At 62.0% G+C, this 25,537-nt stretch carries 25 protein-coding genes; 11 read left to right on the top strand and 14 right to left on the bottom strand.

The window, feature by feature from the left end; translation table 11 throughout:
- Positions 1-111 precede the first annotated feature (111 nt).
- From AB4Z35_RS26200 to AB4Z35_RS26190, 3 genes are read right to left on the bottom strand one after another with little or no spacing between them, the layout of a single operon-like run.
- Positions 112-522, bottom strand: a complete 411-nt coding sequence (locus AB4Z35_RS26200) for an SRPBCC family protein (protein WP_442100264.1) — start codon at positions 520-522, stop codon at positions 112-114.
- A gap of 26 nt (positions 523-548) precedes the next feature.
- Positions 549-1,346 carry an SDR family NAD(P)-dependent oxidoreductase gene (locus tag AB4Z35_RS26195; RefSeq protein WP_414876243.1) on the bottom strand — a complete coding sequence of 266 codons (798 nt, stop codon included), beginning with the start codon at positions 1,344-1,346 and terminating at the stop codon, positions 549-551.
- A gap of 2 nt (positions 1,347-1,348) precedes the next feature.
- Positions 1,349-2,365 (bottom strand): aldo/keto reductase, encoded by a 1,017-nt coding sequence (locus AB4Z35_RS26190; RefSeq protein WP_442100261.1) that lies wholly within the window; start codon positions 2,363-2,365, stop codon positions 1,349-1,351.
- Between the two features lie 116 nt (positions 2,366-2,481).
- On the opposite strand from AB4Z35_RS26190, the gene AB4Z35_RS26185 reads away from it, so the two are divergent.
- Positions 2,482-3,441 (top strand): LysR substrate-binding domain-containing protein, encoded by a 960-nt coding sequence (locus AB4Z35_RS26185; RefSeq protein WP_442100259.1) that lies wholly within the window; start codon positions 2,482-2,484, stop codon positions 3,439-3,441.
- Between the two features lie 429 nt (positions 3,442-3,870).
- Positions 3,871-4,233, top strand: coding sequence for a DUF6124 family protein (locus tag AB4Z35_RS26180; protein ID WP_442100258.1), 363 nt, complete (start codon positions 3,871-3,873; stop codon positions 4,231-4,233).
- Positions 4,234-4,435: 202 nt separating this feature from the next.
- On the opposite strand, the gene AB4Z35_RS26175 is transcribed toward AB4Z35_RS26180, so the two are convergent.
- Positions 4,436-5,032 carry a DinB family protein gene (locus AB4Z35_RS26175; protein ID WP_442100256.1) on the bottom strand — a complete coding sequence of 199 codons (597 nt, stop codon included), beginning with the start codon at positions 5,030-5,032 and terminating at the stop codon, positions 4,436-4,438.
- A 193-nt stretch (positions 5,033-5,225) separates the two neighbouring features.
- Here AB4Z35_RS26175 and AB4Z35_RS26170 point away from each other — a divergent pair, with 193 nt between their 5' ends.
- A complete protein-coding gene (locus tag AB4Z35_RS26170) occupies positions 5,226-5,546 on the top strand; it encodes a DUF2388 domain-containing protein (protein WP_442100254.1) in 321 nt (106 codons plus the stop codon).
- Positions 5,547-5,599: 53 nt separating this feature from the next.
- On the opposite strand, the gene AB4Z35_RS26165 is transcribed toward AB4Z35_RS26170, so the two are convergent.
- Complete coding sequence (locus AB4Z35_RS26165) at positions 5,600-6,532, bottom strand: pyridoxal-phosphate dependent enzyme (protein ID WP_442100253.1); 933 nt, start codon at positions 6,530-6,532, stop codon at positions 5,600-5,602.
- Between the two features lie 102 nt (positions 6,533-6,634).
- Positions 6,635-7,426 carry an SDR family NAD(P)-dependent oxidoreductase gene (locus AB4Z35_RS26160; protein WP_442100251.1) on the bottom strand — a complete coding sequence of 264 codons (792 nt, stop codon included), beginning with the start codon at positions 7,424-7,426 and terminating at the stop codon, positions 6,635-6,637.
- 124 nt (positions 7,427-7,550) lie between these two features.
- Between AB4Z35_RS26160 and AB4Z35_RS26155 the strand changes: the two genes are divergently transcribed.
- Positions 7,551-8,495 carry a GlxA family transcriptional regulator gene (locus AB4Z35_RS26155; protein WP_442100249.1) on the top strand — a complete coding sequence of 315 codons (945 nt, stop codon included), beginning with the start codon at positions 7,551-7,553 and terminating at the stop codon, positions 8,493-8,495.
- A gap of 72 nt (positions 8,496-8,567) precedes the next feature.
- Positions 8,568-9,227 carry a methyltransferase family protein gene (locus tag AB4Z35_RS26150; RefSeq protein WP_442100248.1) on the top strand — a complete coding sequence of 220 codons (660 nt, stop codon included), beginning with the start codon at positions 8,568-8,570 and terminating at the stop codon, positions 9,225-9,227.
- Positions 9,228-9,347: 120 nt separating this feature from the next.
- On the opposite strand, the gene AB4Z35_RS26145 is transcribed toward AB4Z35_RS26150, so the two are convergent.
- The 7 genes from AB4Z35_RS26145 to AB4Z35_RS26115 form a co-directional block, all read right to left on the bottom strand.
- A complete protein-coding gene (locus tag AB4Z35_RS26145) occupies positions 9,348-10,010 on the bottom strand; it encodes an HAD-IA family hydrolase (RefSeq protein ID WP_442100247.1) in 663 nt (220 codons plus the stop codon).
- A 60-nt stretch (positions 10,011-10,070) separates the two neighbouring features.
- Complete coding sequence (locus AB4Z35_RS26140; RefSeq protein ID WP_442100245.1) at positions 10,071-10,478, bottom strand: response regulator; 408 nt, start codon at positions 10,476-10,478, stop codon at positions 10,071-10,073.
- A gap of 114 nt (positions 10,479-10,592) precedes the next feature.
- Positions 10,593-12,239 (bottom strand): GMC family oxidoreductase, encoded by a 1,647-nt coding sequence (locus tag AB4Z35_RS26135; RefSeq protein WP_442100308.1) that lies wholly within the window; start codon positions 12,237-12,239, stop codon positions 10,593-10,595.
- 5 nt (positions 12,240-12,244) lie between these two features.
- Positions 12,245-13,462: a mandelate racemase/muconate lactonizing enzyme family protein gene (locus tag AB4Z35_RS26130; protein ID WP_442100244.1), complete on the bottom strand. Its 1,218-nt coding sequence runs from the start codon at positions 13,460-13,462 to the stop codon at positions 12,245-12,247.
- A 1-nt stretch (position 13,463) separates the two neighbouring features.
- Entirely contained in the window at positions 13,464-14,798 is a 1,335-nt protein-coding gene (locus tag AB4Z35_RS26125; RefSeq protein ID WP_442100242.1) for an MFS transporter, read from the bottom strand.
- 48 nt (positions 14,799-14,846) lie between these two features.
- On the bottom strand, positions 14,847-16,286 hold the full coding sequence (gene aldA / locus AB4Z35_RS26120) for an aldehyde dehydrogenase (RefSeq protein WP_442100240.1): 1,440 nt from the start codon (positions 16,284-16,286) through the stop codon (positions 14,847-14,849).
- Positions 16,287-16,301: 15 nt separating this feature from the next.
- Positions 16,302-17,234 (bottom strand): LysR substrate-binding domain-containing protein, encoded by a 933-nt coding sequence (locus AB4Z35_RS26115; protein ID WP_008049949.1) that lies wholly within the window; start codon positions 17,232-17,234, stop codon positions 16,302-16,304.
- 370 nt (positions 17,235-17,604) lie between these two features.
- Here AB4Z35_RS26115 and AB4Z35_RS26110 point away from each other — a divergent pair, with 370 nt between their 5' ends.
- The 6 genes from AB4Z35_RS26110 to AB4Z35_RS26085 all read left to right on the top strand — a co-directional run bounded on the left by AB4Z35_RS26110 (position 17,605) and on the right by AB4Z35_RS26085 (position 25,121).
- A complete protein-coding gene (locus AB4Z35_RS26110; protein ID WP_442100238.1) occupies positions 17,605-19,248 on the top strand; it encodes an ABC transporter substrate-binding protein in 1,644 nt (547 codons plus the stop codon).
- Positions 19,249-19,324: 76 nt separating this feature from the next.
- Complete coding sequence (locus AB4Z35_RS26105; protein ID WP_442100236.1) at positions 19,325-20,278, top strand: ABC transporter permease; 954 nt, start codon at positions 19,325-19,327, stop codon at positions 20,276-20,278.
- Positions 20,275-21,111 (top strand): ABC transporter permease, encoded by an 837-nt coding sequence (locus AB4Z35_RS26100; protein WP_442100234.1) that lies wholly within the window; start codon positions 20,275-20,277, stop codon positions 21,109-21,111. The genes AB4Z35_RS26105 and AB4Z35_RS26100 overlap by 4 nt, the downstream gene beginning before the upstream one ends.
- A 2-nt stretch (positions 21,112-21,113) precedes the next feature.
- Positions 21,114-22,763 (top strand): dipeptide ABC transporter ATP-binding protein, encoded by a 1,650-nt coding sequence (locus AB4Z35_RS26095; RefSeq protein ID WP_442100233.1) that lies wholly within the window; start codon positions 21,114-21,116, stop codon positions 22,761-22,763.
- A gap of 128 nt (positions 22,764-22,891) precedes the next feature.
- Positions 22,892-24,040, top strand: a complete 1,149-nt coding sequence (locus tag AB4Z35_RS26090) for a hypothetical protein (protein WP_442100306.1) — start codon at positions 22,892-22,894, stop codon at positions 24,038-24,040.
- A gap of 205 nt (positions 24,041-24,245) precedes the next feature.
- Positions 24,246-25,121: a LysR substrate-binding domain-containing protein gene (locus AB4Z35_RS26085; protein WP_442100231.1), complete on the top strand. Its 876-nt coding sequence runs from the start codon at positions 24,246-24,248 to the stop codon at positions 25,119-25,121.
- A gap of 127 nt (positions 25,122-25,248) precedes the next feature.
- Here AB4Z35_RS26085 and AB4Z35_RS26080 read toward each other — a convergent pair whose 3' ends face one another.
- Positions 25,249-25,398, bottom strand: a complete 150-nt coding sequence (locus AB4Z35_RS26080; RefSeq protein WP_442100312.1) for a hypothetical protein — start codon at positions 25,396-25,398, stop codon at positions 25,249-25,251.
- Positions 25,399-25,537: the final 139 nt, after the last annotated feature.

Here is a 25,537-nt window from a genome sequence, read left to right as displayed (position 1 = left end):
CGAGCCTGCTCGCGATGACGGTGTATCAGGTAAAAATATATCGCCTGACACTCCGCTATCGCGAGCAAGCTCGCTCCCACCGGGGATTGGTGGTGTTTTCCGCTGGGTGAATCAGGCCGGGTAATTGGCCCGCAGTGCCTCAAGCCCACCCTGATAGATGCCGTTAAACAACGCCTCCACTTCCTCGTTGCTCACACCCACCGGCTCGAACCTCCCGGACCAGGTCACCCGCGCGCCCTCGCCTTGCGCCTCGACCTTGATCGTCGCCAGATAATCAGTCGCCGGAAAGGGTGCCTGCAAAATCGAGTAGCTGTAGGTTTGAGCCACGTTGTCGAACGCTTGCAGACGTTCGATCACCACCGCGCCGTCAGCCGTTTGCAGACTGCGCACGCGCCCGCCTTCGCTGAGCTCGCTCTTGGGAATGAACGGCAGCCAGTCCGGCAGCGAATTGAAACCGCCAATCAATTGCCAGACCTGTTCGGCCGAAGCCGGGATATCGATGAAGGCTGATGCAGTTGCCATGAAATGTTCTCTCTAATCAATAAGGTTCAGATGGCCAGGCTGTCGACGACACCGCCGTCAACTCGCAAGGCAGCGCCGGTGGTGGCCGAGGATAGCGGCGAAGCGATGTAGGCCACCAGATTGGCGACTTCCTCGACATCCGCCACGCGCTGGATGATCGACGTCGGCCGGGCCTTGCGCACGAACGCATCGGCTTCGTCCCGGGCGCTGCGTCCGGACTCGGCCGTGGCGTCCTTGAGCATGTCTTCCAGGCCATCGGTAAAGGTCGGGCCGGGCAGGATCGCATTGACCGTCACGCCGGTGCCGGCCAGACGTTTGGCCAAACCATGGGACACAGCCAGGTTGGCGCTTTTGGTCACGCCATAGTTGATCATGTCCGCCGGGGTTGCCACGCCGGATTCCGAAGACAGGAAGATCACCCGGCCCCAGCCCTGCTTGACCATGTCCGGCGTGTAATGCCGGGACAGGCGCACGCCGGAGATCACGTTGACCTCGTAGAAGCGTGTCCACTCACTGTCCGGTGCGTCGAAGAAATCCACGGTGTTGAAGATCCCGAGGTTGTTCACCAGGATGTCCGCCCGAGGTTCGGCGGCGAACAATATTTCGGCGCCTTCGGCGGTACCGAGGTCGGCGGTCACGCCGCGCAATTGCGCACCGGGTACGCGTTGGCGAATGCTCGCCAGCGCCTGTTCGACCTTGGCCGTGTCGCGGCCGATCACCACCACCGTGGCACCCGCCTCGGCCAGTGCCTGGCTGATGCCCAGGCCGATGCCGGCGGTGCTGCCGCTGACGATCGCCAGTTTTCCACTCAAATCAATCTTCATGTTCAAGCTCCAATGAGGGGCAAGGGTGCGCGCTCGGAAACCAGCTTCGCCTCACGCATCGCCTGCCAGAATGCAGCGGGAATCACCGCCGACAACGCGGCCACATCTTCGGCGATCCGGTCCGGGCGACTGGAGCCCGGAATCACCGCGGCCACTGCCGGGTTGGCCAACGAGAATTGCAATGCAGCGGCTTTGACGTCGACACCGTGGGCCGCCGCAATGCGCTTGATCTGCTCGACCTTGTTGATGATCGCCGGGCTGGCCTTCTGGTACTCGAAGTGTGCGCCACCGGCGAGGATACCCGAGCTGTACGGGCCGCCGACCACGATTTCGACGTTCTGCGCCTGGGCAGCGTCCATCAGACGCTGCAAGGCACGATCATGGTCGAGAAGAGTGTAGCGGCCAGCCAACAGGAAACCGTCCGGCTGCGCTTCGCTCAGATCAAGGGTCAGTTCGCACGGCTCGACCTTGTTCACCCCCAGGCCCCAGCCCTTGATCACGCCCTCTTCGCGCAAACGCGTCAGCACTTTGAAGGCACCGGTACGGGCCTGGTTGAAGAATTCCAGCCACTGATCGCCGTAGAAATCCTGGGCGATATCGTGCACCCAGACGATGTCCAGGCGATCGGTTTGCAGGCGCTTGAGGCTGTCCTCGATCGAACGCATTGTTGCATCGGCGCTGTAGTCGTTGACGATCCTGTTCGGCCGGCCGTGCTCGAACACTCCGCTCTTCTCGCCCAGGTCACGGGCGGCGGCGTCTTCGACTTCATCGAGGATCACCCGGCCGACCTTGCTGCTCAGTACATAGTCGTCACGGTTGTAGCGCGACAGTGCGCTGCCAAGGCGAATCTCCGACAGACCCGAACCGTAGAACGGCGCGGTATCGAAGTAGCGCACGCCGGCATCCCAGGCGGCATGGACAGTCGCCTGTGCTTCTTCTTCCGGGATGGCGCGGAACATGTTGCCCAGCGGTGCGGTGCCGAAACCCAGCGCGCCGGGCAGTTTGTCTTTCAAGCTCATGGATGATTCCTCGTCAGTAGTCAGGGGTCAGTGATGACCGTTGAGCAGATCCTAGATTGCGAGGATCTGACCGTCCAAGACATAATGTGCAGCACTTGAGTCCCTGCAGGTCTGACATGATCGACATCCGCCAATTGCGCTACTTCGTCGCCGTCGCCGAGGAAGAACACGTCGGGCGCGCCGCCGAACGCCTGCACATTTCCCAGTCCCCCCTGAGCCGGCAGATCGCCCAGCTCGAAGAGCGCCTGGGCCTGACCCTGTTCGAGCGCAGCCAGCAACGCATCCGCCTGACCCGCGACGGCCAGACCTTCCTCGCCGAAACCCGCGCCCTGTTGACCCACGCCAATCGCCTGGAATCCCTCGGCAAGCGTCTGGGGCGCGGCGAAGAAGGCGGCCTGTGCATTGGCTACATCGAAAATGCCATGCACGCTGGCGTGCTGCCCAATGCCTTGCGCGTGCTGCGAGTCGACCGGCCCAACGTGCACGTGGCGCTGTACAACCTCAGCTCGGCCGAACAACTCGAAGGCTTGCGCCAGCGAAGCCTGGACATCGCCCTGGTCAGCGAACCACCGACCGATGACGACCCCGACCTGCTGGGCTTTCAGGTGCTGGACGACCCGATGCTGCTGGCCCTGCCCGAGCACCATCGGCTGGCGCAGCAAGCTGTACTGACCCCGGCGGACCTCGCCGATCAGGAGTGGATTGGCGTGCAGCACCGACAAAACGCCAGTTGCCACGACGACTTCGTCAGCGCCTGCATCCGCGCCGGTTTCACGCCGGACATCCGCATGGAGGCCACCGAACCTTTCACCGCACTTGGGTTGGTCGCGTCGGGGCTGGGCATCGCGATGATCCAGAAAGGCCTGAGCCGCAACGCCCCGCCGGGCGTGGTGCTGCGGGAAGTGCCGTGGATTTGCTTCACCACGCCATTGTGGGCGGCGTGGCACCGGATCAACCTGCGGCCGCTGGTGGAGACATTCAGGAAGGTGCTGACGGAGCCTGAATCCAACACACAACACTGTGGGAGCGGGCTTGCCCGCGATTGCGATCTACCTGCCAACAAAACCGTCGGCTGACACTCCGCCATCGCGGGCAAGCCCGCTCCCACAGGTTTCGTGCTCAGCCCAAAGCCATGCTTTTGTCGTGACAGCCGCACATTAAACATCGACTGACTGCCCTTGTTTAACGGCTGTCAGCGTAACTTGATGAGAGCTACAGCGCCTTGCGTCATTGCCTACGGTTACGCCAGAATCCGCCGGCTTACGCGCCTTGAGTCCAGGCTTTATCGTTAGCCGGTCGCTGAAAAACAGCGATCGGGTTTGGTAGCCCGGAGTACTGCGCGTAGCGCCACTTCAAGCAGTTGCTGCTTTTATGGTCGTCATGCGCAGGGCCTCTTCGGGGGCGCCGGTTCCAGTACTCCGGTCTACCAACCTGTGCATGGCCACCGCCCTTCGTTTGGTAGCGAAAGTGATGGCTCCAATTTTTACAGTACTGGAGTTCTATCGATGATCAAACCAACACCCAACCCGCCAGAAACCGATCCAGCCTCCCCCTACGAAAGCCCCGACTCCAAGCAATTCCACGAAGCGGCCGAACGCGCCCTCAATCACTACTTAAACTCCGCGGCCTACATCATGGCCACGCCCCACAAACCGTCCACGATGTTCACCATCAACCCCGACATCGACACCGAGACCCTGTTGGCCCACGCCTGCGAATCACTGGCCTCGGCCAATGTGATGACCAATGATCTGGCGGGTTTTCTGGAGGGCTCACATCGCAACACGCTGCTGGGCATTGCTCAGGTCATCATGCTGGGTGAGTTGGCAGTGAACCGGGCGCTGGATCGACTTGATCCGCCTGAGTAAAGCGCCGAACGTGTGGGAGCGGGCTTGCTCGCGAAAGCGGCAGGTCAGGCAACATTGATGTCACTGACACTCCCTCTTCGCGAGCAAGCTCGCTCCCACAGTTGATTGATGTCGTACGCAGCACTTCTGCTCGCTGCAGACCCCGTGTGGGAGCGAGCTTGCTCGCGATGGCGGCAGCACATCCAACATCCATGGAACGGGGTCAGCGATAACGATCCGGCAGAACGCTGGTTGCGCTCGAAAATTGCACAGCACATGGCGTTTCCACCACCGGCACGTTGACCGGGCGGAACAGCAGCGGCTCGGACTCGCGCAGGTACACCGGCATGTCGGTCACCGGTGGCATGGCGGGAATCTCGAAGTACATCTGCACCACCCAGCCACGGTGATAGCTGGCGTGGTTGACCACGTGCATCAGCATCGCGCCGGCGCTCATGGAGCCGCTTTCACCCGAGACAAAGGTGAACTCCACGGACTTGTCCAGGGACGCATCGGTTTGCCGGGCGCTCCAGTCGCAATACCAGCGATCGATCTCTTTTTGTGCCATGCGCAGTTCGGACAGATCGGCATGCAGCAGATCGTGTGAAGTCTTGAAGTTATGTCCCCGGCCTTCAAGGTGCGCCCGCCAGATGCAATCCACCACGTAGACGTGATTGAGGGTGCCGATCATGTTTTTGAACACCGACACCCGTTCCTTTTTGACTTCGCCCGGAGGGAGCGCCGCGAGGCTGTCGAAGAGGCGCTGATTGGCCCAGCGTTTGTAATCGGCCAGCAGGCAGGCAGTGCGTACGGTGATCATCAGAGTTCTCCGATGGCAGTAAGCGCACTCCCTAGCATAGACCCGTTGGCCGCGAAGCAGGGCCAGCGCTGATCATCGGTCGTTCAAACGCTTCACCACGCGCTCGGCGGTGCCAGGGAACTCTTGGTGATCGCCGTGCATCCTAAATTATGTGGTACTTACCTTATGCTTCATGCTGTCGGAGGACACCGTCATGCGCCGTCTGTTTATCATTTCTTCCCTGGTACTTTGTTTACCCTTCGGCTCGGCTCTGGCCAAAGTGGATGCCGGTGACGTCGCCACTTCCGCCGGGGTTTCCGCCTCGCTGTACTCGACGTTCAAAGACCACAAACTCATGATTCCCGCCCGGGATGACGCTTCCAGCTTCGTCGCCAGTGGCGGTGCGATTCGTGGTGCTTATCTGGAGGCGGTATTGAAAAAAGTCCGTCAGGACAATCCCGCCCTCAACAACGCAAGCGACGAAGACCTGGCCCGCGCCATCCTCGTCCAGGATGGCGTTGCCACCGATCATTGAAGACCGTCATCGCCAGCGGTGGGGCTTGTGACACCGGGATAGCGTTTCCGGCCCTACCTGGCGTGCGTGCCAGTGGACAAGCGTGCCCACCCGGCTACGAGCTGCGCGTTGATACTCACCCCGCCGCACACCACGATCACCACGTCATGGGCGTCGGCAATCGCCGGGTGATCGAGGTAGGCAATCGCCAATGAAACGCCGCACGCTGGCTCGACCAGCTGACGCAAATCATTGGCGTAACTCACTACACCCATGATCGCCTCATCATCACTGAGCACCACGCACTCATACGGGAAATCGCCGATGTGCCTGACCGGCCAGGCGGCCACTTGCGCGGCGCCCAGGGACGTGGCGACCGTGTCGATTTTCGGCAATTTGACCGGGTGCCCGGCCGCCACCGCCGCGGCGAACGATGCCGCGCCTTCGGTTTCGCAGGCAACGATGCGGCAATCGGTGTGCCGATGACGAATCAGGCCGGTGAGCAGCCCCGCCAGCAAGCCACCGCCGCCCACTGATGCCACCAGCACATCCACTGGCGGGCAGTCGTCAAGGATTTCATCGACCATGGTGCTGTGCCCTTCCCACAACACAGGGTGGTCGAAGGCCGGCACGAATTCACTGCGCGGGTCCTGGGCGAGTTCCCGTGCCCGTTGATTGGCGTCGTCCCAGACCTTGCCGTGCACGATCACCTCGGCGCCGGTCTTGCTGATCCGCGCCCGGGTGCTTTGCGGGGTGGTGTGCGGCACCACGATGCATGCCTTGAGCCCCAGGCATGCAGCGGCCATGGCCGTGGCCAGTCCCGCGTTACCGCCGGAGGGACAGACCACCTTGCGCTTTCCCTGCTGCGCCGCCCGGCTGCACAGCAACCCGATGCCGCGTATTTTGAACGAGCCGCCAGGTTGCAGGTTTTCCAGTTTCAACCAGATACGACGGGACGGGGTCGACAGGCCAGGGTGCAGGATCAAAGGCGTTCGGATGTGAAGCATATGGGCTCCTGTTACACGCCACCGGCTCGTCGAGCTTGCGCGAGCCGGCGGTGAACGGTCCTCTCTCCCAAGCTTAGTTCACCCGGCCTCGGGGCGACCGTCTCAGCGATAACGCGGCGCCGCCACGCAATTGCCAAACAAGCCGGACAGCGTCCGGCGCTGGGCTTCGTAACGGTCCCACTGACTGCCATCGTGCAGCCCCGCAATGGTCACGACTTCGCCGGCCGCCAGGCCGACGAGCGCAGCATCGACCATGTCTTCGGCGGACATCACGATTTCCTTCGGCAGGTTTTCCACCGGGTTGCCGGCCTCGCTCCAGAAATCTGTGGCGGTCGCCCCCGGCAACACCGCCTGGATGCGCACACCTTTATCCGCCAGTTCATGCTGCATCGACTGGCTCAGTGCCAGGACAAACGCCTTGGTCCCGCCGTACACGCCGTTGAGGATTTCCGGGGCGATGGCGACGATGGAGGCGATATTGATCACGGTGCCGGTGCCCCGGGCGACGAAGCCCGGTACAGCCGCATAGGCCAGGCGCATCAACGCCGTCACATTGAGGTTGATCATCGCGTCCATGTCGTCCACGGGACTGGCGAGCAGCGGCATGACGCCACCGACCCCGGCATTGTTGACCAACAGGGTGATGCTGGCGTCGCTGCGCAGGATCTGTTCGACCCGCAGCGAATCCGCCTTGTTCGTCAGGTCGGCGGCAACCACTTCCACGGTGCGCCCGGTTTCGTCGCTCAAATGACTGGCCAGGGTATTGAGTCTGGCCCGGCTGCGGGCCACCAGAATCAGGTCGTAACCCTGCCGGGCGAGGCGATCGGCATACACCGCGCCAATGCCCGAAGAAGCGCCGGTGATCAGTGCAGTACCTTTGGATGAGAGAGCCATGGTGCAATTCCTCTACGGTGAGGCGAGAGATTCGCCGGGTGCAGACCGTTATAAAGGGACTTTCGACCGTCTCAAATGACGTTTAAAGTACGTTTTTAGGACACAACCGTTTGAGGGCAGATCCATGATCAGCGTGGCGTTCGTGGTTTTCGAGGGTTTCCAGTCCATGGCGCTGGCCGCCATGCCGGTGTTCGAGTACGCCAATTTCAGTGCCGCAGAAGTGCTGTATGACGTACGCGTGCTGTCCGAAAACGGACACAACCTGCGGGCCTCCGGCGGCTTGAGCGTCGGCACCGAGGCATTCGACGGACGCGTGTTCGACACGGTGATCGTGGTCGGCGGCGACGCCATCGTCGAACAGGCGCCCGAGGCCGTGCTGGATTACCTGCGGGCCAGCATCAACACGGCACGCCGTACGGCGTCGATCTGCTCCGGGGCGTTCGTCATGGCCCAGGCCGGCTTGCTCGACGGGCGGCGGGCCACTACCCACTGGGCCTACGCCCGGGAACTGCAAGCGCGGTTTCCGGCGATCAAGGTCGAAGCCGATCGCATCTATGTGATCGACGGTTCGATCTGGACCTCCGCCGGCATGACAGCGGGTATCGACCTCGCCTTGGCCATGGTCGAAAAGGATCACGGCGCCGAGCTGGCCCGGGCGGTGGCACAGAAACTGGTGATGTACCACCGCCGCGCTGGCGGCCAGTCGCAGCACTCGGCGCTGCTGGCGCTGGAGCCGAAATCCGATCRTATTCAAACCGTACTCGGCTACGCCCGGGAACACCTCGCGCAGCCCCTTTCAGTAGAGCAACTGGCGCAAGTGGCCAACCTCAGCCCCCGGCAATTCAGCCGGGCGTTTCGCGCCGAAACCGGGCAATCGCCGGCCAAAGCCATCGAAAACCTGCGCCTGGAGGCGGCGCGACAGATGCTCGAACGCGGACGCCTGACGCTTGACCAGATCGCCCTGGAAACCGGGTTCACAGACCGCCGACGCATGCGCGAAACGTTCCTGCGGGCGTTCGGGCAACCACCACAGGTGATTCGGCGCAATGCGCGAGCAGAGGTGCTTTGATCACTCCCCGGCCCAGCGAGGGAATCATCAGTCTCTACACTGAACATACCGGAGGTTACTTTTGGAGGCGCCATGAAAATCTCGGCCAAGCTGGCGTTTTTCGCGGTCGTCAGCACCCTCGCCTACCTTGCCCTGGCGATCTGGGGACTGGGTGGTTTCGCGGCTTACTTCAGCCACGGTTCACTGGTCGTCGTGGCCATGGCCACCCTGATCATGGCCGTCGTCTCACTGTTCACCGAAGTCAACCTGAGTTCGGGGGTACGCGAAGACCGGGCCAATCGCTGGGTCCTCCCGGCTTTCGGCGTGATCGGTGTGCTCAGCGGCTTTCTGCCGGCCTATACCGACCGTATCGATTTCTGGACTTTCGGTGGTGAGGGCGTGCGCTGGCTCGGGGCGCTGTTGTTCATCGTGGGCGGCGCGCTGCGGTTGTGGCCGGTGTTTGTGCTGGGCAAGCGCTTCAGCGGGCTGGTGGCCATCCAGCCGGGGCATCGACTGGTCACCGAGGGGATTTACCGCAACCTGCGCAACCCCAGTTATCTGGGGATGATGGTCATCGCCGTGGGCTGGGCGCTGGCGTTTCGTTCGGGGATCGGGTTGCTGCTGGCAGCACTGACCCTGATCCCGTTGATTGCCCGGATTCATTCAGAAGAGGCTTTGCTGAAGGCGCAGTTCGGCAGCGAATACGAGGCCTATTGCGCCCGCACCTGGCGGCTGGTTCCCGGACTTTACTGAAGCAACGCAGGACCCTGTGGGAGCGAGCTTGCTCGCGAAAGCGGTCCCTCATTCAACAAACATGTCGACTGAAAGGACGCTTTCGCGAGCAAGTCGGATCGCCGCACCGCCGCTCCCACATTAGACGGCGAGCGGGCGCAGACCAGCGGCATCCACCTGAACCCGCACCGACTCATAACTTGCCAATGTCGCATGGGCCGTCCTGATCGGCTGCTCATGGGTCGCCGTGACAATCATCAAATCCGCCCCCGCCGCCTCGGCCGCCAGAATCCCCACTGTGGCGTCTTCAAAAATCAGACATTGCGCAGGCTCGACGCCCAGGCGCCGGGCCGCGAGCTTGTACCCCGCAGGATCGGGCTTGCCAGCCGTGACGTCCTCGGCAGTCACCAGCACCTCAGGCTCGGGAATCCCCGCCGCCGCCATCCGCCGCAACGCCAGTTCCCGCGGGGCGGAGGTGACGATGGCCCACTGGCGGGCTGGCAAAGACCGCAAAAAATTCGCCGCGCCAGCCACTTCGAATACCCCGTCGACATCCTCGATTTCCGCTTCGGTAATCCAGGCGGCTTCGGCCTCGGCATCCACCCCGGGCAACCCCAGGCGCCTGATGGTGTCGATGGCGCGGGTACCGTGAATGGTCGGCAGGAAGGTTTCGACATCGACACCATGGCGCACCGCCCAGGTTGTCCAGACGCGCTCGGCGGCGGCAATGGACGTCAGGACGGTGCCGTCCATGTCGAACAGAAAGGCACGGTAAGTCGAGTTGAAAACAGAGTGATCGGACAAGGAAAAGAACCTCGCAGGTGCCGCACGGATTTGCCCGGCAATGTAGCATCTGCGAGCGGTTCAGTTGAGTCTCCTGGACTTGAAGGCGCCGTCGACACAGTCCAGCAACGGACCGATGGCCCAGGGTTTCTTGATGAACGAAACGGCGTGTCGCACCCCGGAACTGGCCGGCGTTTCGAAACCGGACATGATTATGATCGGCTTGTCCGGCCAGCGATCGCCGAACTGGTTGGCCAGGTCCGCACCATTGAGCGTGCCGGGCATGGTGATGTCCGTCAACAGCATGCCCACCTGCGGCGCATGCTGTTCCAGATAGATGGCTGCCGCGTCCGCACTGATATGCGGCTCGACGACAAAACCTTCATCCTGAAGAATCTCACAGAGAAACTCCAGGATCAGCGGGTCGTCTTCAACCACCAGAATCAACCCGCCAGGAAGATCTCCGCCCGCTGTCGGTACTCGACTCATGACCGTGCCGCTCCCTGATTGCCTCAATGATTTCGCGGGTTCTAGCCCGCCACTTAAAGTTATGAGCAGCGCAGACCGCGGAAATTCATTTTTGATACAGCCAGGTGACCGGCATCAAGCGTCCTGCAGGATCAGGTCGGCCCCCTTCTCCGCCACCATCAGCACGGCGGCGTGGGTGTTGCCCGACGTCACGTTGGGGAAAATCGACGCATCGACGATGCGTAAACCGTCCAGCCCGTGGACCTTAAGGCGCTTGTCCACCACCGACTTGTGTTCGTCCGGGCCCATGGCGCAGGAACCACACAGGTGGTAGATCGAGCCACTGTTTTCGCGGAAGTACTGCAACATCTGCTCGTCGGTTTCGACCATCGGTCCCGGCAACACTTCTTCGACAGTGATGCCCTTGAGCGCCGGTGCCTGCATGATCTTGCGCATCAGGCGGCTGCCCTGGATCACCTCGTCGATGTCCTTCTGGGTGCTCAGGTAATTGGGGTCGATCAGCGCTGCATCCCGCGGGTTTTTCGAAGCGATTTCGATGTGCCCGCGACTGGTCGGCCGGCATGGGTTGAAGCACAGCAGGAAGCCTGAGTACGGCTCGGGCTTGAGGCTGGCCTTATTGTTTTTCGGGATCTGGTACGACAGCGGGTTGAAGTACAACTGCAGGTTCGGGTTGGTCTGCTGCTCGTCGCCACGGAAGAACCCGCCGGCCTGGTTGACGCTCATCGCCAGCGCGCCCTTGCGGGTGAGCAGGTACTTCAGGCCCAGTTTGAACTGGCCGAACAACGAACTGAGCTGGTCGTTGAGTGTCGGGATGTTGGCCTTGTAGTAGTAACTGGCGCACAGGTGATCCTGCAGGTTCTGTCCCACCGCCGGCAGGTGCTTGACCAGCGGGATGTTGTGCCTGGCCAGCAGCGCCTGATCGGCCACACCGGACAGTTGCAGAATCTTCGGTGTGTCCACGGCACCGGCGCAGAGGATCACTTCCTTGTTGGCGCTGAAGGTTCGCACCACGCCGTGCTGGGTGATGGAGATCCCGGTAGCGCGCTGCCGGTCGTCGAACAGCACCCGGTCCACCAGGGCAAAATGCTCGACCGTCAGGTTCGGCCGGCTCAATGCCGGATGCAAATGGGCGAAGCTGCTGGAGCAACGCTGGCCGTCGCGGGTGTTGACGTCGTAGATGCCCGCACCTTCGAATTTCGGCCCGTTGAAATCGTCGCTGATGGGGTAGCCCAGTTCGTCGCAACCCTTGAGGAACACATCGCAGATCGGATGGGTCTGTCCCTTCATCGGGGTGATGCTGATCGGGCCGCTGCCGCCGTGGTAATCGCTGTCACCCAGCGGGTGGTTTTCCAGTTTGCGGAAGTACGGCAGCACGTCCTTGAAACCCCAGCCGTCGTTGCCGTTGGCCGCCCAGTCATCGAAATCGTGGGCCTGGCCGCGCACGTAGATCATCGCATTGATCGAACCCGAGCCACCCTGCACCTTGCCGCGCGGGGCGTAGATCTCGCGGTTGTTCAGCTGCTTTTGCGGCTGGCTGTAGTACATCCAGTTGAAGGTCGGGTTGTAATACATTTTGGCGAAGCCGACCGGGATCTTGAACCACAGGGAACTGTCTTTCCCGCCCGCTTCCAGCAGCAGCACCGTGTGTTTCCCGGAGGCCGAGAGGCGATTGGCCAGAACGCAGCCTGCTGCGCCGGCGCCAGCGATGATGTAGTCGTGCCCCCCCCCGCTCCCACATGGGCTGTGCCCGGCGACCGGAATTCCCGTCAGCCCCTGGCCGGCGATGTGTCTTTGACGTCAGCCGGGGTCGGCGCCATTTGCAGGTGCAGGCGTGAACCGGTGTACGGCGAATGCTTGCGCACCACATCCATGTTCAGCTCCACGCCAAGGCCCGGCTCGGTGGACGGGATGATGTAGCCGTCCTCCCACTGCAAGGGTTTGCTCAGGACTTCGGCATGGAAACCGCCCCAGGTCATGATGCTTTCCTGGATCAGGAAGTTCGGTGTGCACGTCGCCAGCTGGAAACTCGCCGCCGCGCCAATCGGACCGTTGTAGAGGTGCGGGGCGATCTGCGCGTAATACGCCTCGGCCATGCTCGCGATCTTCTTCGCTTCCAGCAGGCCACCGCAGCGTGCGACGTTCATTTGCAGGATCGACGCGCCCCCGGCCTGCAGCAACTTGAAGAATTCGTACTTGGTGGTCAGGCGTTCACCGGTGGCAATCGGGATGCTGGTCTTGGCCGCGACTTGCGCCATCGCGTCTTCCTGGCCTGGCGGCACCGGCTCTTCGAACCACAGCGGGTCGTACTTCTCCAGGCGCTTGGCCAGGCGGATCGCCGAGGACGGCACCATTTGCCCGTGGGTGCCGAACAGCAAATCGCACTTGTCACCCACCGCTTCGCGGATCTTGCGACAGAAGGTCTCGCAGCGCTCCAGCACTTCCAGGGAAATCTGGTGACCGGAATACGCGGTGTACGGGCCTGCCGGGTCGAACTTCACGGCGGTGAAGCCTTTGTTCATGTTCTCGATGGCGCACTCGGCGGCCAGGTCCGGGTCGTCGTAGTCGTACTCACCCTTGCTGTTGACCGGGTACAGGTAGGTGTAGGAACGCAGCTTTTCGTGGACCTTGCCGCCGAGCAACTCGTACACCGGTTTGTTCGCCGCCTTGCCGATGATGTCCCAGCAGGCCATCTCCAGGCCGCTGACCACGCCCATCATGGTCAGGTCCGGGCGCTGGGTGAAGCCGCTCGAATAAGCCTGGCGGAAAAAACGTTCGATGTGGTGCGGGTCCTGGTTCAGCAGGTAGCGTTCGAACACGTCTTCGATGATCGGCACCATGGCCTTGGGGCCAAAGGTCGCGGCGTAGATTTCACCGACGCCTTCGATGCCGCAGTCGGTCTTGAGCTTGACGAAAAGCCAGTACATCCCGCCGATGTGCGGTGGTGGAACGGCAACGATATGGGTTTCAAGGGCGACGATTTTCATCTCAGGCACCTGTCTTGTTCAAAGTTGGCTTGTTCAAAGAATGACGATTGATCCGTGCGCGCAGTGTCAGGGCTGCCAGGGTCCCGAGCAGGCCGACGAATGCGATGTAGCCGAAATACAGCTTGTAGCCAAAGGCACCGGGGAAATGCTCGGTGAGGTAGCCATTGATCAAGGGAATGAAGGCATCCGGCAGGTAACCCACCACCGAGACGATGCCGATGGCCAGGCCGGTGATGCGCAGCGGGATGTTGCAGGTATCGAGAATCGCCCAGTACAGCCCGCGAATGGCGTAGGTCATCAGGCCGATGAAAATCACCGTCCCGATCAGCAGGCCCAGGTTGTTGAGGGCCGGGAACACGATCAGGCCGATCATCGCCAGGGACGCGAGGAACAACGCGACGACCAGTACCGAAATGTTGGAGAACTTGTCGCCCAGCCAGCCGCCGCCGATGCCGCCGATGGGGCGCATCCACAACTTGATGGTGGTGATGGTGCCGGCCATGACCGCGGTCATGCCGCCGCCCTGCAGGTAATCGGAGAAACTGTAGGTGGCCCAGAAGATGTGGTAACCGCAGAACACAATGGCGGTAACCAGCCAAAGTTCAGGGATTTTCACCAGGGTGGCCAGGTCGCTGAGCAGATTGAACTTGCCCTTCTCCACCGCCGCCGTGTCTTCCATCGACTTCGGATCCTTGATCAGCACCAGCACACAACCGATGGCGATACAGGTGAAGGCATAGAGGTAAACCACGTGCTTGAAGCCTTCGGCCGCCGACTCGCCACGGGTTTCGGTGGCGAAGGCGAACAGGCCCAGGGCAACCGTCGCCAGCAAGGCTTCCACCAGACCGCGACCGCCGTCGAGGATGCCGAAGAAGCGGCCTTGCTCGGAGTGATGGGCAATCATCTTCACCCGCTTGAGCACCGAGGCCCAGAAGGTCAAACCGGTGGTCAGGCCCCAGCAACCGAAGATGATCATCAGGCCGGTCATCGACGGCGCGGTGGAGTACCACAGGCCCAGGGCGCCGGTAGCCACCAGCGAGAAGAAAATCAGAAAGCGTGGTGCGATGCGATCCGCCAGCCAGCCGCTGGGCAGATACGACAACAGGAAGATCGTGCCCAGCATCGAGTACAGATAACCCAGTTCACTGTGGTTGATCTGGAACACTTCGAGCATGGTGGTCTGGTAGACCTGGCGCAGGTACAGGATCGGGTAGATCGCACCGGCGGCGAGCACCAACAGCATCAGTTGGAAATAACGACTTCCCTTGTCACTGTGGCTTTTTAGACCCGCGTTCGAACCCTGAACAGCGGCAGCAGTGGATGCTTGCTTGGACATCGAGTGCACGCCCGCTCCCACATAAGCGAGAGGGGTGCTCCGGGTAAATCAGTACTTCATCACCACCAATCGGGTCTGGGTGAATTCAAGCATGCCGTGCTTGCCGTCATCACCGCCCAGGCCCGAGCGTTTCCAGCCGGCGTGGAAGCCCTGGTACGGGTCGGCCGGGGTGCGATTGACGTACAGTTCGCCGGCCTCGATGGCGTTGGCGACTTTCTGTGCGGTGCGGTAGTTCTCGGTGTAGAGCACCGACGACAGGCCGAACTGGTGGTCGTTGGCCATGGCCAGCGCTTCGTCGATGTCGCGGTACTTGAGCACCGGCAGCACCGGGCCGAAGATTTCTTCCTGGATGATTTCCATGTCCTGACGGCAGCCGCTGAGCAGGGTCGGCGGATAGAAATGGCCCTTGCCTTCAGGCAGCACGCCGCCGGTTTCCAGCACCGCACCATCGGCAATGGCGCGCTCGACCATGGCGTGGATGTTCTGCTGCGAACTGGCGTTGACCAATGGCCCCATCAGGCTGGCATCGGTGGCGCGGTCGCCGAATTTCACCGCACTGATTTTCTCTTTCAGCAGGCCGAGGAATTTGTCGTAGACGCTTTCCTGCACATAGACCCGCTCCACCGCCGTGCACAACTGGCCGCAGTGGGTGGTCTTGGAAGCGACGATGGCACTGGCGGCCGCTTCGAGGTCGGCATCGGCCTCGATGATCGCCGGGGTCTTGCCGCCCAGTTCCAGGGACGGCTTGGCGATATTGGCCTTGCAGTAATCGAGCACGATGCGCCCGGCATTGACGCTGCCGGTCAGGGTGATCAGGCCCACGGCTTTATGGGTGCAGACGACCGCGGCGGTGCCGTGGTCCATGGTCAGGATGTTCACCACGCCCGCCGGCAGGCCGGATTGCTGCACAGCCTTGGCGATTTCAAAGGCCGAGGTCGGCGTGTTGTTACTTGGGCGCACGACCACTGTGTTGCCGGCGATCAGCGCCGGGGCGATTTTGCGCAGCAGGGTGTAGACCGGGTAGTTGAACGGAATCAGGCACGCGACCACGCCAATCGGCTCGCGGTGCAGGAACAGGTTTTCGTTCGGGGAGTCGCTGGGAATGATCTCGCCTTCGATACGGCGCGCCCATTCAGCGTGATAGCGGGTGATCTGCGCCGCGTAACGGGCTTCGTTGCTGGCGTCGGCCACGCTCTTGCCGGATTCGGCGGCGAGGGCCTCACCGATGTTGACCGCGCGGGCCTCGAGAGCATCAGCGAAGGAGCGCAAGTAATCGGCGCGTTCAATGCTGGTGAGCTTGCCCCATACTTTTTGTGCTGCCTGGGCCGCTTCGACCGCCGCCGTGGCTTCATCGGCCGTGGCCGCCGAGACGTGGCCTACCAGCGCTTCGGTCGCGGGGTTGTAGACCGCGATCAGCGCATCGCTGACCGGTTCAATGAAGAGCTGGTGTCTGACACTACGCCTTCGCGAGCAAGCCCGCTCCCACAAGGGGTTCAGCGGTGACTAGACAGCAGCGGTAGAGGGCTCCAACTGCCTTTGCGCCAACCAGACTTCCTCCTGCAGCCACTGGCTGAAGACCTGCAATTGCGGCATCTCGGTCTGCTCCGGCCGGGTCACCAGCCAGTAGGATTGATGCCCGTCGACGTGCACATTCAACACCTGGGTCAACTGCCCGCTGGCCAGTTCCGAGGCAACCATGTGCCAGTCGGCAATGGTGATCCCCAGGCCATCGGTGGCAGCCTGGATCGCCAGGTCCAGCAGGTCGAATTCATAACCTCCCTGAGTGTCGACACCACTGATGCGGGCCGCGTCCAGCCAGTGTTTCCAGGTCAGGTAGCGCTGGTCTTCCCGGGCCAGCACATGCAGCAGCGTCAGCCGATTGAGGTCCAGGCCCTGCTCACTCCACTCCCGCGCATACAGGGACGGCGCGCACACCGCGATATGCCGCTCCTGTATCAGCAGCGAACTGTCCAGCCCGTCCCATTCGCCATCGCCGAAACGGATCGCACAATCCAGTGTGCTGGTCTCCGCCAGGCTGTCCTGCAAGCGCGTAGTGATGCTCAATTCCAGCTCCGGATGCTGCTCGCGCAAGCGCCCAAGGCGCGGCATCAACCAGCGGCTGGTGAAGGTCGGTGGCGCGTTGATGTGCAGACGGTTGGAATGAGTTTTCTGCTGGATGCTGCGCACCGTCAGCTCGATCTTGTCGAACGACTGGTGCAGCGCCCGCAACAGTACCCGGCCGGCACTGGTCAGGTCGAGGTGATGATGCCGCCGCTCCAGCAGGCTCTCGCCCAGTTGCTCTTCGAGCTGACGCACCTGGCGGCTGACCGCGCTCTGGGTGACATTGAGCAATTCGGCGGCCCGGGTGAAGCTGCCGGTGCTGCCGGCCACTTCGAAGGCTTTGAGGGCATTCAGGCCGGGCATTTTACGTTTCATGAAGGGCTCTCGTTGAAGGCTGACCTGGACATAAGCATCCCACGCATTTCAGGAAATTTCCGCAGTAACATGCATTTTTGTGTTGTGTAGGACAATTCAGACTTCACCACGTATGGCTCTTCTGTAGGAGCGAGCCTGCTCGCGATGGCGTAATTTCTGACACATAAAAGTCAACTGACACACCGCCATCGCGAGCAAGCTCGCTCCCACAGGGGTTGTGTCCAGCCCTTCTATTTCAAGCGCTGGCACTGCCCTGCGCCAGTAACATGCATTTATCGAACGTTTCCGCGCTGATTTTATCGTTTGTCGTTCTTTGCCCCCCTGACAAAACTGCGGCCATCTCGAATAAAAACAACATGAGAGCTGCCCCATGCCCCATCTCGACGAGTTAAAGACTCTGGACGGCGCCCTGCCGCATCCAGCGGTAAACGACCTTTGCGCCCAGATCAAAAGCGGCGAGATCAATCGCCGGCAATTCCTGCGCACCGCCGCCCTGCTGGGCGTCACCGTGGCCAGCGCCAGCACCTTTATCGGTTCGGCGCTGCTCGGTGATTCGGCATTCGCCGCCGAGGATCAGCCACCGCGCCAGGGCGGCAGCCTGCGTTTTGCCTGCGCCATCCAGGAAATCCAGGACCCGATGCTGATCACCTGGATCGAAGCGTCGAACCTGCTGCGTAATTCCCTGGAATTCCTGACCTGGGTCGATGCCGAGAACATCACTCACCCGTACCTGGCCGAGAGTTGGAGCCCGTCCGAAGACCTCAAGGTCTGGACCTTCAACCTGCGCCAAGGCGTCAAGTGGAGCAACGGCGACGAGTTCACCTCGGATGACGTCGAGCACAACATCAATCGCTGGATCGCCGCCGACTCCAAGTCGGTCAACCGCACCGCATTCCAGGACGTTGCAGCCTTCGAGAAAACCGGCCCGTACCAATTCCGCCTGGTGCTCAAGCGCCCGATCCTGGCCGTCCCGGAAATGCTCAGCGCCTTCACCTGCACCCTCGTTCACCGCAGCTTCAAGGCCGGCGACGACTGGACCAAAAACCCGATCGGCACCGGCCCGTTCAAGCTGGTTTCATTCGCGGTCAACAAGCAAGCCACCTTCGCCAAACGCGCGGACTACTGGCGCAAACCGGCCAACCTCGACGAACTGCGCTACGTCGACATGGGCACCGACATTTCCACCCATCTGGCAGCGTTGCAGGCCGGTCAAGTCGACGTGCTGTACCGCGTCACCGTCGCCGAACTGGACCTGGCCAAACGCTTGCCGGGTGCCCAATTGCTCAGCTGCAAGTCGGCACAAACCGTGGTCATGCGCATGGCCTGCGACCAGAAACCGTTTACCGATGTGCGCATCCGCAAAGCCGTGGTGCTGTGTGCCGATAACGCGCAAATGCTGAAGATCGCCTATCGCGGCATTGGCACCCTCGGTGAAGACCACCACGTCGCCCCTTCCCACCCGGAATATTCGCCGCTACCCAAGCGCGAGCGGGATGTCGCCGGGGCGAAAAAGCTGCTGGCCGAAGCCGGTTACCCGAATGGCATCGAAATCGACCTGATCGTCGGCAACACCCAGGGCCGCTACGAACAGGACTGCGCGCAGATCCTGCAACAGAACTGCCTGGAAGCCGGCATCCGCATCAACCTCAAAGTGATCCCGGCCACCCAGTACTGGCCGATCTGGGACAAAGCGGCGTTCAGCCTGACCTATTGGGCACACCGCCCGCTGGGCGTGATGTCCCTGGAGCTGGCCTACCGCAGCGGCGCCGCCTGGAACGAAAGCCACTACAGCGACCCGGCGTTCGACGCCGCGCTGGACAAGGCCATGGGCATCATCGATCCGAAACAACGCGCCCTGGCGATGCAGGACGTCGAGCGCATCCTGCAGGACGCCGCCGTGATGGTGCAGCCGTTCTGGGGTGACAAGTTCACCGCCACCAGCAAGAAGGTCCAGGGCTTCAAGGTTCACCCTTCGGACTTCTACCCAATGGATGAAGTCTGGCTGAGCGCCTGACGCGCAGCCCCACATGTGCCCGCCCACCGACCGGTGCGGCGGGCCGGCATCCCTTGATTAGCCGGAGCCTGCAAGCATGGCTGAATTTCTGTTACGCAAATTGATGGCGTTGATCGCGACCCTGTTGTCAGTGTCGCTGATCGTGTTTGTCGCCCTGGAACTGAACATCGAGGACGTGGCGATCAACGTCCTCGGCCCCTACTCCGCCGCCGACCAGCGCGCCACGTGGCTGGTGGAACATGGCTACAACCAGCCGTTCCTGTGGCGCTATCTGGTGTGGCTGAAAGACTTCGTCAGCGGCGACTGGGGCACCTCGGTGCACTTTCGTGAGCCGGTGATCAATCTGTTGCTGCCCAACCTCGGGCAAACCCTGATCCTTGCCGGGCTGGCCTTGCTGGTGATGGTGCCGGTGGCCCTGACCCTGGGCATTCTGGCGGGCATTCGCCAGGGTTCGCCGGTGGACCGCCTGGTGTCATTTCTGTCGATTGTCACCACTTCGATTCCGGACTTCGCCAGCGCGGTGTTCGTCTCGGCGATCTTCGTCTTCTGGCTCAACTGGCTGCCGGGCGTGAGCAGTATGAGCGACGGCTTCAACGCCGCCGAACTGGCCCTGCCGCTGATGGTCCTGTGCCTGTTCGGCATCGGCTATCTGGCCCGCATCACCCGCGCTTCGATGGTCGAAGTGATGCAGGCGCCATACATCCGCACCGCTCGCCTCAAGGGTGCGTCGACTTCGCGCATCGTGCTGCGCCATGCCCTGCGCAATGTGCTGATCGCGCCGATCACGGTGATCATGCTGTACATCCCGTGGCTGCTGTCGAACGTGATCGTGGTCGAGGTGTTCTTCGCCTACAAAGGCTTTGGCTCGTTGCTGTACACCGCCTCACTGAACCACGACGTGTACCTGATCGAAGCCTGCGCCATGATCAGTGGTGCAGTGGTTGGCGCGACCAAAATCTTTTCCGACCTGGCCTACACCTGGCTCAACCCGCGCATCACCTTGCGCAGTCTTGGCGGAGGTGGCCAATGAGCTTCCTGCAATCGTTCAAACATCCTTTAGCCCTGCTCGGCATGCTGTTGGTGGGTGGCTGGGTGCTGATCGCCGCGTTTGCGCCATGGCTGGCACCCCATGATCCACTGGCAAGCTTTTCCCCGCTGATGACGCCGATGACCGCTGACCCCAGCGGCCAGAGCTTCCTGCTGGGCACCGACATGATTGGCCGGGACATTCTTTCGCGGCTGGTCTGGGGCACCCGTACCGTGCTGTTCTGGTCGATCCTCGCCACGTTGACGGCGTTCACCGTGGGCATTGCCATGGGCCTGTGCGCCGGTTACTTCAATGGCAAGGTCGACGCTTTCCTGTCTTATGTCGCCGACACCGTGCTGTCGTTCCCGGTGCTGGTGCTGTACATCGTGATCATCATCGCCCTCGGTGCTTCGGCGCTGAATATTTTGATAGCAGTGACCTTCACCAGCGCCCCGGCGATCTTTCGCATCATGCGCGCCCTGACCATCGACATCCGCTCCCGGGACTACGTGCTCAGCGCCATCACCCAGGGCGAAGGCTCGTTGCGCATCATGCTGGTGGAAATCCTGCCCAACTGCGGCGGGCCGCTGATCGTCGATTTCTGCCTGCGCATCGGCTACACCGCGATCATGATCGGCGCCCTCGGTTTCCTCGGCCTCGGCCTGCCACCGCCGACCCCGGACTGGGGCGGCATGATCAACGAAGGCCGCAGCATGGCCATCGCCTTCCCGCACCTGGTGATCTTCCCGTGCATTGCCATCTCCACCCTGATGCTGGGCCTGAGCCTGTTGGCGGACGGTCTGGACGAACACGCCCAGAAAGGCGCAAGGAGCTGAGCATGAACAACCCACAGAACCTGCAACAAGTGCTGCGCGTGGAGAACCTCTCCATTGAACTGCCGGCCGGCGCCGACCGCAGCCACGCCGTGCACGGCATCAGCCTGGATGTGCGCAAGGGTGAAATCCTCTGCGTGATCGGCGAGTCCGGCTCGGGTAAATCCGTGCTGTCGGCGGCGATCATGGGCGACTACGCCAAAGGCCTGCGCCACAGCGAAGGGGTGATTGATTTTCTCGGCGACGACATCTGCCGCATGCCGGACGATGCCTTGCGTCAGCTGCGCGGCAATCGCATCGCCATGATCTTTCAGGAACCCATGGCGTCACTGAACCCGGCGATCCGAATCGGCCGGCAAGTCGAAGAAATCTTCGACATTCATGCACCGCAAATGCCTGCCGCCGAGCGCCGCGAACGCATGCTCGCTCTGCTCGACTCGACCCATTTGCCCGACCCGCCACGGATCGCCAACAGCTTTCCCCACCAGCTCTCCGGTGGCCAATGCCAGCGTGTGGTAATCGCCATGGCCCTGGCGATGAACCCGGACCTGCTGATCGCCGACGAACCGACCACGGCGCTGGACGTCACCACCCAGGCGCAAGTGCTGAAACTGGTGCGCGAACTGCGCGGGCGCGGCCAGCACGGGATTCTGTTCATCACCCACGACTTCGGAGTGGTCGCGGAGATCGCCGACCGCATTGCAGTGATGGAGGGTGGACGACTGGTGGAAATCGGTGAGCGCGACCAGGTGCTCAACGCCCCGGCGCACCCGTACACACGCAAATTGATTGCGGCAGTGCCGGCGTTGCACCCGGAATTGCACGTACCCAGCGCCGACGGCGAACTGGCGTTGCGCATCGAGCATTTGAACAAGACCTACAACGTCGGTGGTCGCTCGGTGGCGGCGCTGCGGGATGTCTCGCTGCAATTGCCACGGGGCAAGACCCTGGCCATCGTCGGCGAGTCCGGCTCGGGCAAGAGCACCCTGGTCAAGGCGGCGATTCGCCTGGTGGACAGCGACAGCGGTCACGTCTGGGTCGGCGACACCGATTTCCTGGCCTTGCGCGGCGCGGAGCTGGCGGCCAATCGGCGGCGCATCCAGATGATTTTCCAGGACCCTTATGGCTCGCTCAATCCACGCCACCGGGTCGGCGACATCATTGCTCGCGCGGCGCAGTTGCGTGGTTTGTCGGCCAAGGATGCCTGGGCTGAGGCCGGTGATTTGCTCGAGCAGGTCGGGCTCAAGCGCGACGCGCTCAAGCGCAAGCCACGGCAGTTTTCCGGAGGTCAGCGCCAGCGCATCGGCATCGCCCGGGCCTTGGCGATGCGCCCGCAAGTGCTGATCGCCGACGAAAGCGTTTCGGCCCTCGATGTCTCGGTGCAAAAGCAGGTGCTGGAGTTGCTCGCCGAACTGCAACAACGATTGAACCTGAGCATCCTGTTCATCACCCACGACCTGCGGGTGGCGGCGCAGATCAGCGACTACATCGCGGTGATGCGTCAGGGCGAAGTGGTCGAGTACGGCACTGCCGAACAGGTGCTGCTGCGACCGCACAACAGCTACACCCAGACGCTTTTGGCGGCGGCCCCCGGCGCTTCGGCGATACCGGCCACCCCTGTCGATAGCCCAGCGTTGAGACTGATCCGCCCCTAGGCCATCGGCCCGGAAAACCCTTTCCCCCACGCTGCAGCATTCGCTGCGGCCGGGGTTGCTGTTGCCAACAAAAATCAAAAAACGGGAGTAAGACTTTGCGCACACCTACCCTTCGCGCTATCCATTGCATGGCCTTGATACCGGTGCTTGGCGCCCTGGCAGCACCGGCCATGGCGGTCCAGGTCACCGACAACCTCGACCTCGGTGGCGCCGTCCGTGCCCGCTGGGACTACGACCCGGACCGCGACATCCAGAAGTTCGGCCTCGACACCGTGTTTCTCAGCGCCAAGTACAACTCCGATACCTGGATCGGTGAGGCCCAGTACCGTTTCTACGGTCGCTCCTACCCCTACCAGTACACCAAAAACTACGGCGACATCCAGTTCGCCAAGTACGCGTGGGCCGGCTACAAGTTCAACCCCGACCAGCAGGTGCAAGTGGGCCTGAACACGGTGCCGTTCGGTTTGCAGCCGTACTTCGGCAGCACCTTCTACGAAACCCTGGGCAACGTCATCGGCCTGGAAGATGTGCAACAGGTCGGCGCCAAGTACATCCAGCAAAGCGGTGACTGGAACGTCCAGGCCGGTTACTACCTGCGTCCGGCCTGGCAAGGCAAGGGCACCAGCAACGGCGTCACCTACTCCAGCGTGGTGTCGGAAGCCGATAGCTATGTGGCCGACGGTAGCGACAACCAGGAACGCAACACCGTGGTGCTGCGGGTGGCCAAGGCGCTGGACCTGGGGCCGTGGAAGTCCGAGGTCGGTGTTTCCGGCCTGACGTCGAGCATTCAGAACAGGGACACCGATAACGACGGCCGGCGCAATGCCGTGGCCGTGCACTACCTGGGCAAGAACGGCCCTTGGGGCGTGCAGTTGCAGGCGGCGCGGCAGCAGATGTCACCGCGCAACCCCGGCACTGATGAACTGGTGACCCTCGGTGGTTACGACGGCACCTACAACGTCGCCAGCCGCGGCAACCTGTACGTGGCGGACCTCAGCTATGACGTGGCCGGCAAGTACCTGTTCGACCAGGTCAGCGGGGTCAAGCTCTACGCCAACTACAGCGCCTTCGACAAATCCGCCGATGATTTCAAGACCTCCCAACGGATGATCCTCGGCACCTCGTTCGCGGTCAGCAAATTGTGGGTCTACACCGAATGGCTGTTCGGCAAGAACGATCCGTACATTGGCCGCAGCAGCTATACCCAGAGCCTTGGGGCGGGTGGGACTGATCAGTGGGAGAATCAGTTGTACGTGAACATCGGGTATTACTTCTGATCCGAAGGTTTTGGCGTCCATGAGGACGCCATCGCGGGCAAGCCCGCTCCCACAATGTCCGCGTCGTACAAAAAATCTGTGCACACCAAAGAACCTGTGGGAGCGGGCTTGCCCGCGATGGCGTCAGCCCAAACAACACTTGCATCGGCTCGTTGCCAATAGTCAGATAGACGCTACAAAACACTTCAGAAATGAGCCCCCTCCCATGCGTCAACTGCCCTCGCTCAACATGCTGCGCGTCTTCGAAGAGGTCGCGCGGCATCGCAGTTTCAGCCAGGCGGCCCTGGAACTGAACGTCACCCAGGGCGCCGTCAGCCGGCAGATCAAACAGCTTGAAGACTACCTCGGCGTCGCGCTGTTCGTCCGCACGCCCCAGGGCCTGACCCTGACCGAAACCGGCACCGCCCTCTCGCCGCATCTGGCGCAAGCCTTCGACCATATCGAACGCGCCCTGCAAGCGGTACGCGTGCCCAATCTGCGCCAACGCCTGCGCATTGTCGCGCCGCCCACCTGGGCGACACGCTGGCTGTCGGCGCACCTGCGAGCGTTCGTTCAGCGCTATCCCGACATCAACCTCAGCGTGACCAACCAGATGGGCCACGAGAGTCTTGCGGAAATCGACTGCCATATCCGCTTCGGCCTCGAAGCCGCCAGCCATTGCAGCAGTCGGTTACTGGTGATGGAGCGGCACATCGCCGTGGCCAGTCCGGAGTTGTTCAATGGCGAGCAGCCGCCGGACCTGCGGCAATTTCCATTGCTGCACATCCTGCACGACGGCAAACGCCTGAAGGTCTGGGAGAACTGGCTGGCAGCCATGGGCCGGGACGACATCGATGCCGGGCAAGGGCTGGAATTCAGCACCCTGGACCAGGTGATCCACACCGCACTGGCGGGCGGTGGGCTGGCGGTGATCGACCGGCAGATGATCGAAAAGGAACTGGCCAATGGCAGCCTGCTGCCGATCACCCCGGTGGAAGTGGCCGGGCCCTATGGCTATTGGCTGGATGTGGCGAATGACAAGCAGGGCCTGTCGAAGGTGCGGTTGTTTACCGAGTGGTTGGGACTGGTCAGCAATCCCTGATACACCAACATCCCCCTTGTGGGAGCGGGCTTGCTCACGAAATCGGAGTGTCAGTCGACATTTGTATCGCCTGACACAGCACTTTCGCGAGCAAGCCCGCTCCCACATTTGGATCTTCGACAGTCAGTTAGACCCGGGCAGCCACTTTCACTGCCACCGTCGAACCACCCTCCACAGGACTCTGCGCCTTGCCCGCCTGGCTCAAGGTCAGGCCGGCGATCTTGATGTGAAAGCGGCCAATGGGCAGGTCGTCGATTTTTACCGGTTGTACGGACATGTAAATCTCCAATTGTTGTTATTGACGGAGAAATGAAACGTGTAACTCCTGTAGGAGCGAGCCTGCTCGCGATGGACGTCAACGATATCGCGGGGAGCCTGACACCCCGCGGAGTTCTCAAGTCCATCGCGAGCAGGCT

It is taken from the genome of Pseudomonas sp. KB_15, assembly GCF_052114525.1.
In the GTDB taxonomy this organism is placed as follows: Bacteria; Pseudomonadota; Gammaproteobacteria; order Pseudomonadales; family Pseudomonadaceae; genus Aquipseudomonas.
Note: the sequence above shows the minus strand (reverse complement) of the source record. Positions and strands in the feature narration are given on the sequence as shown.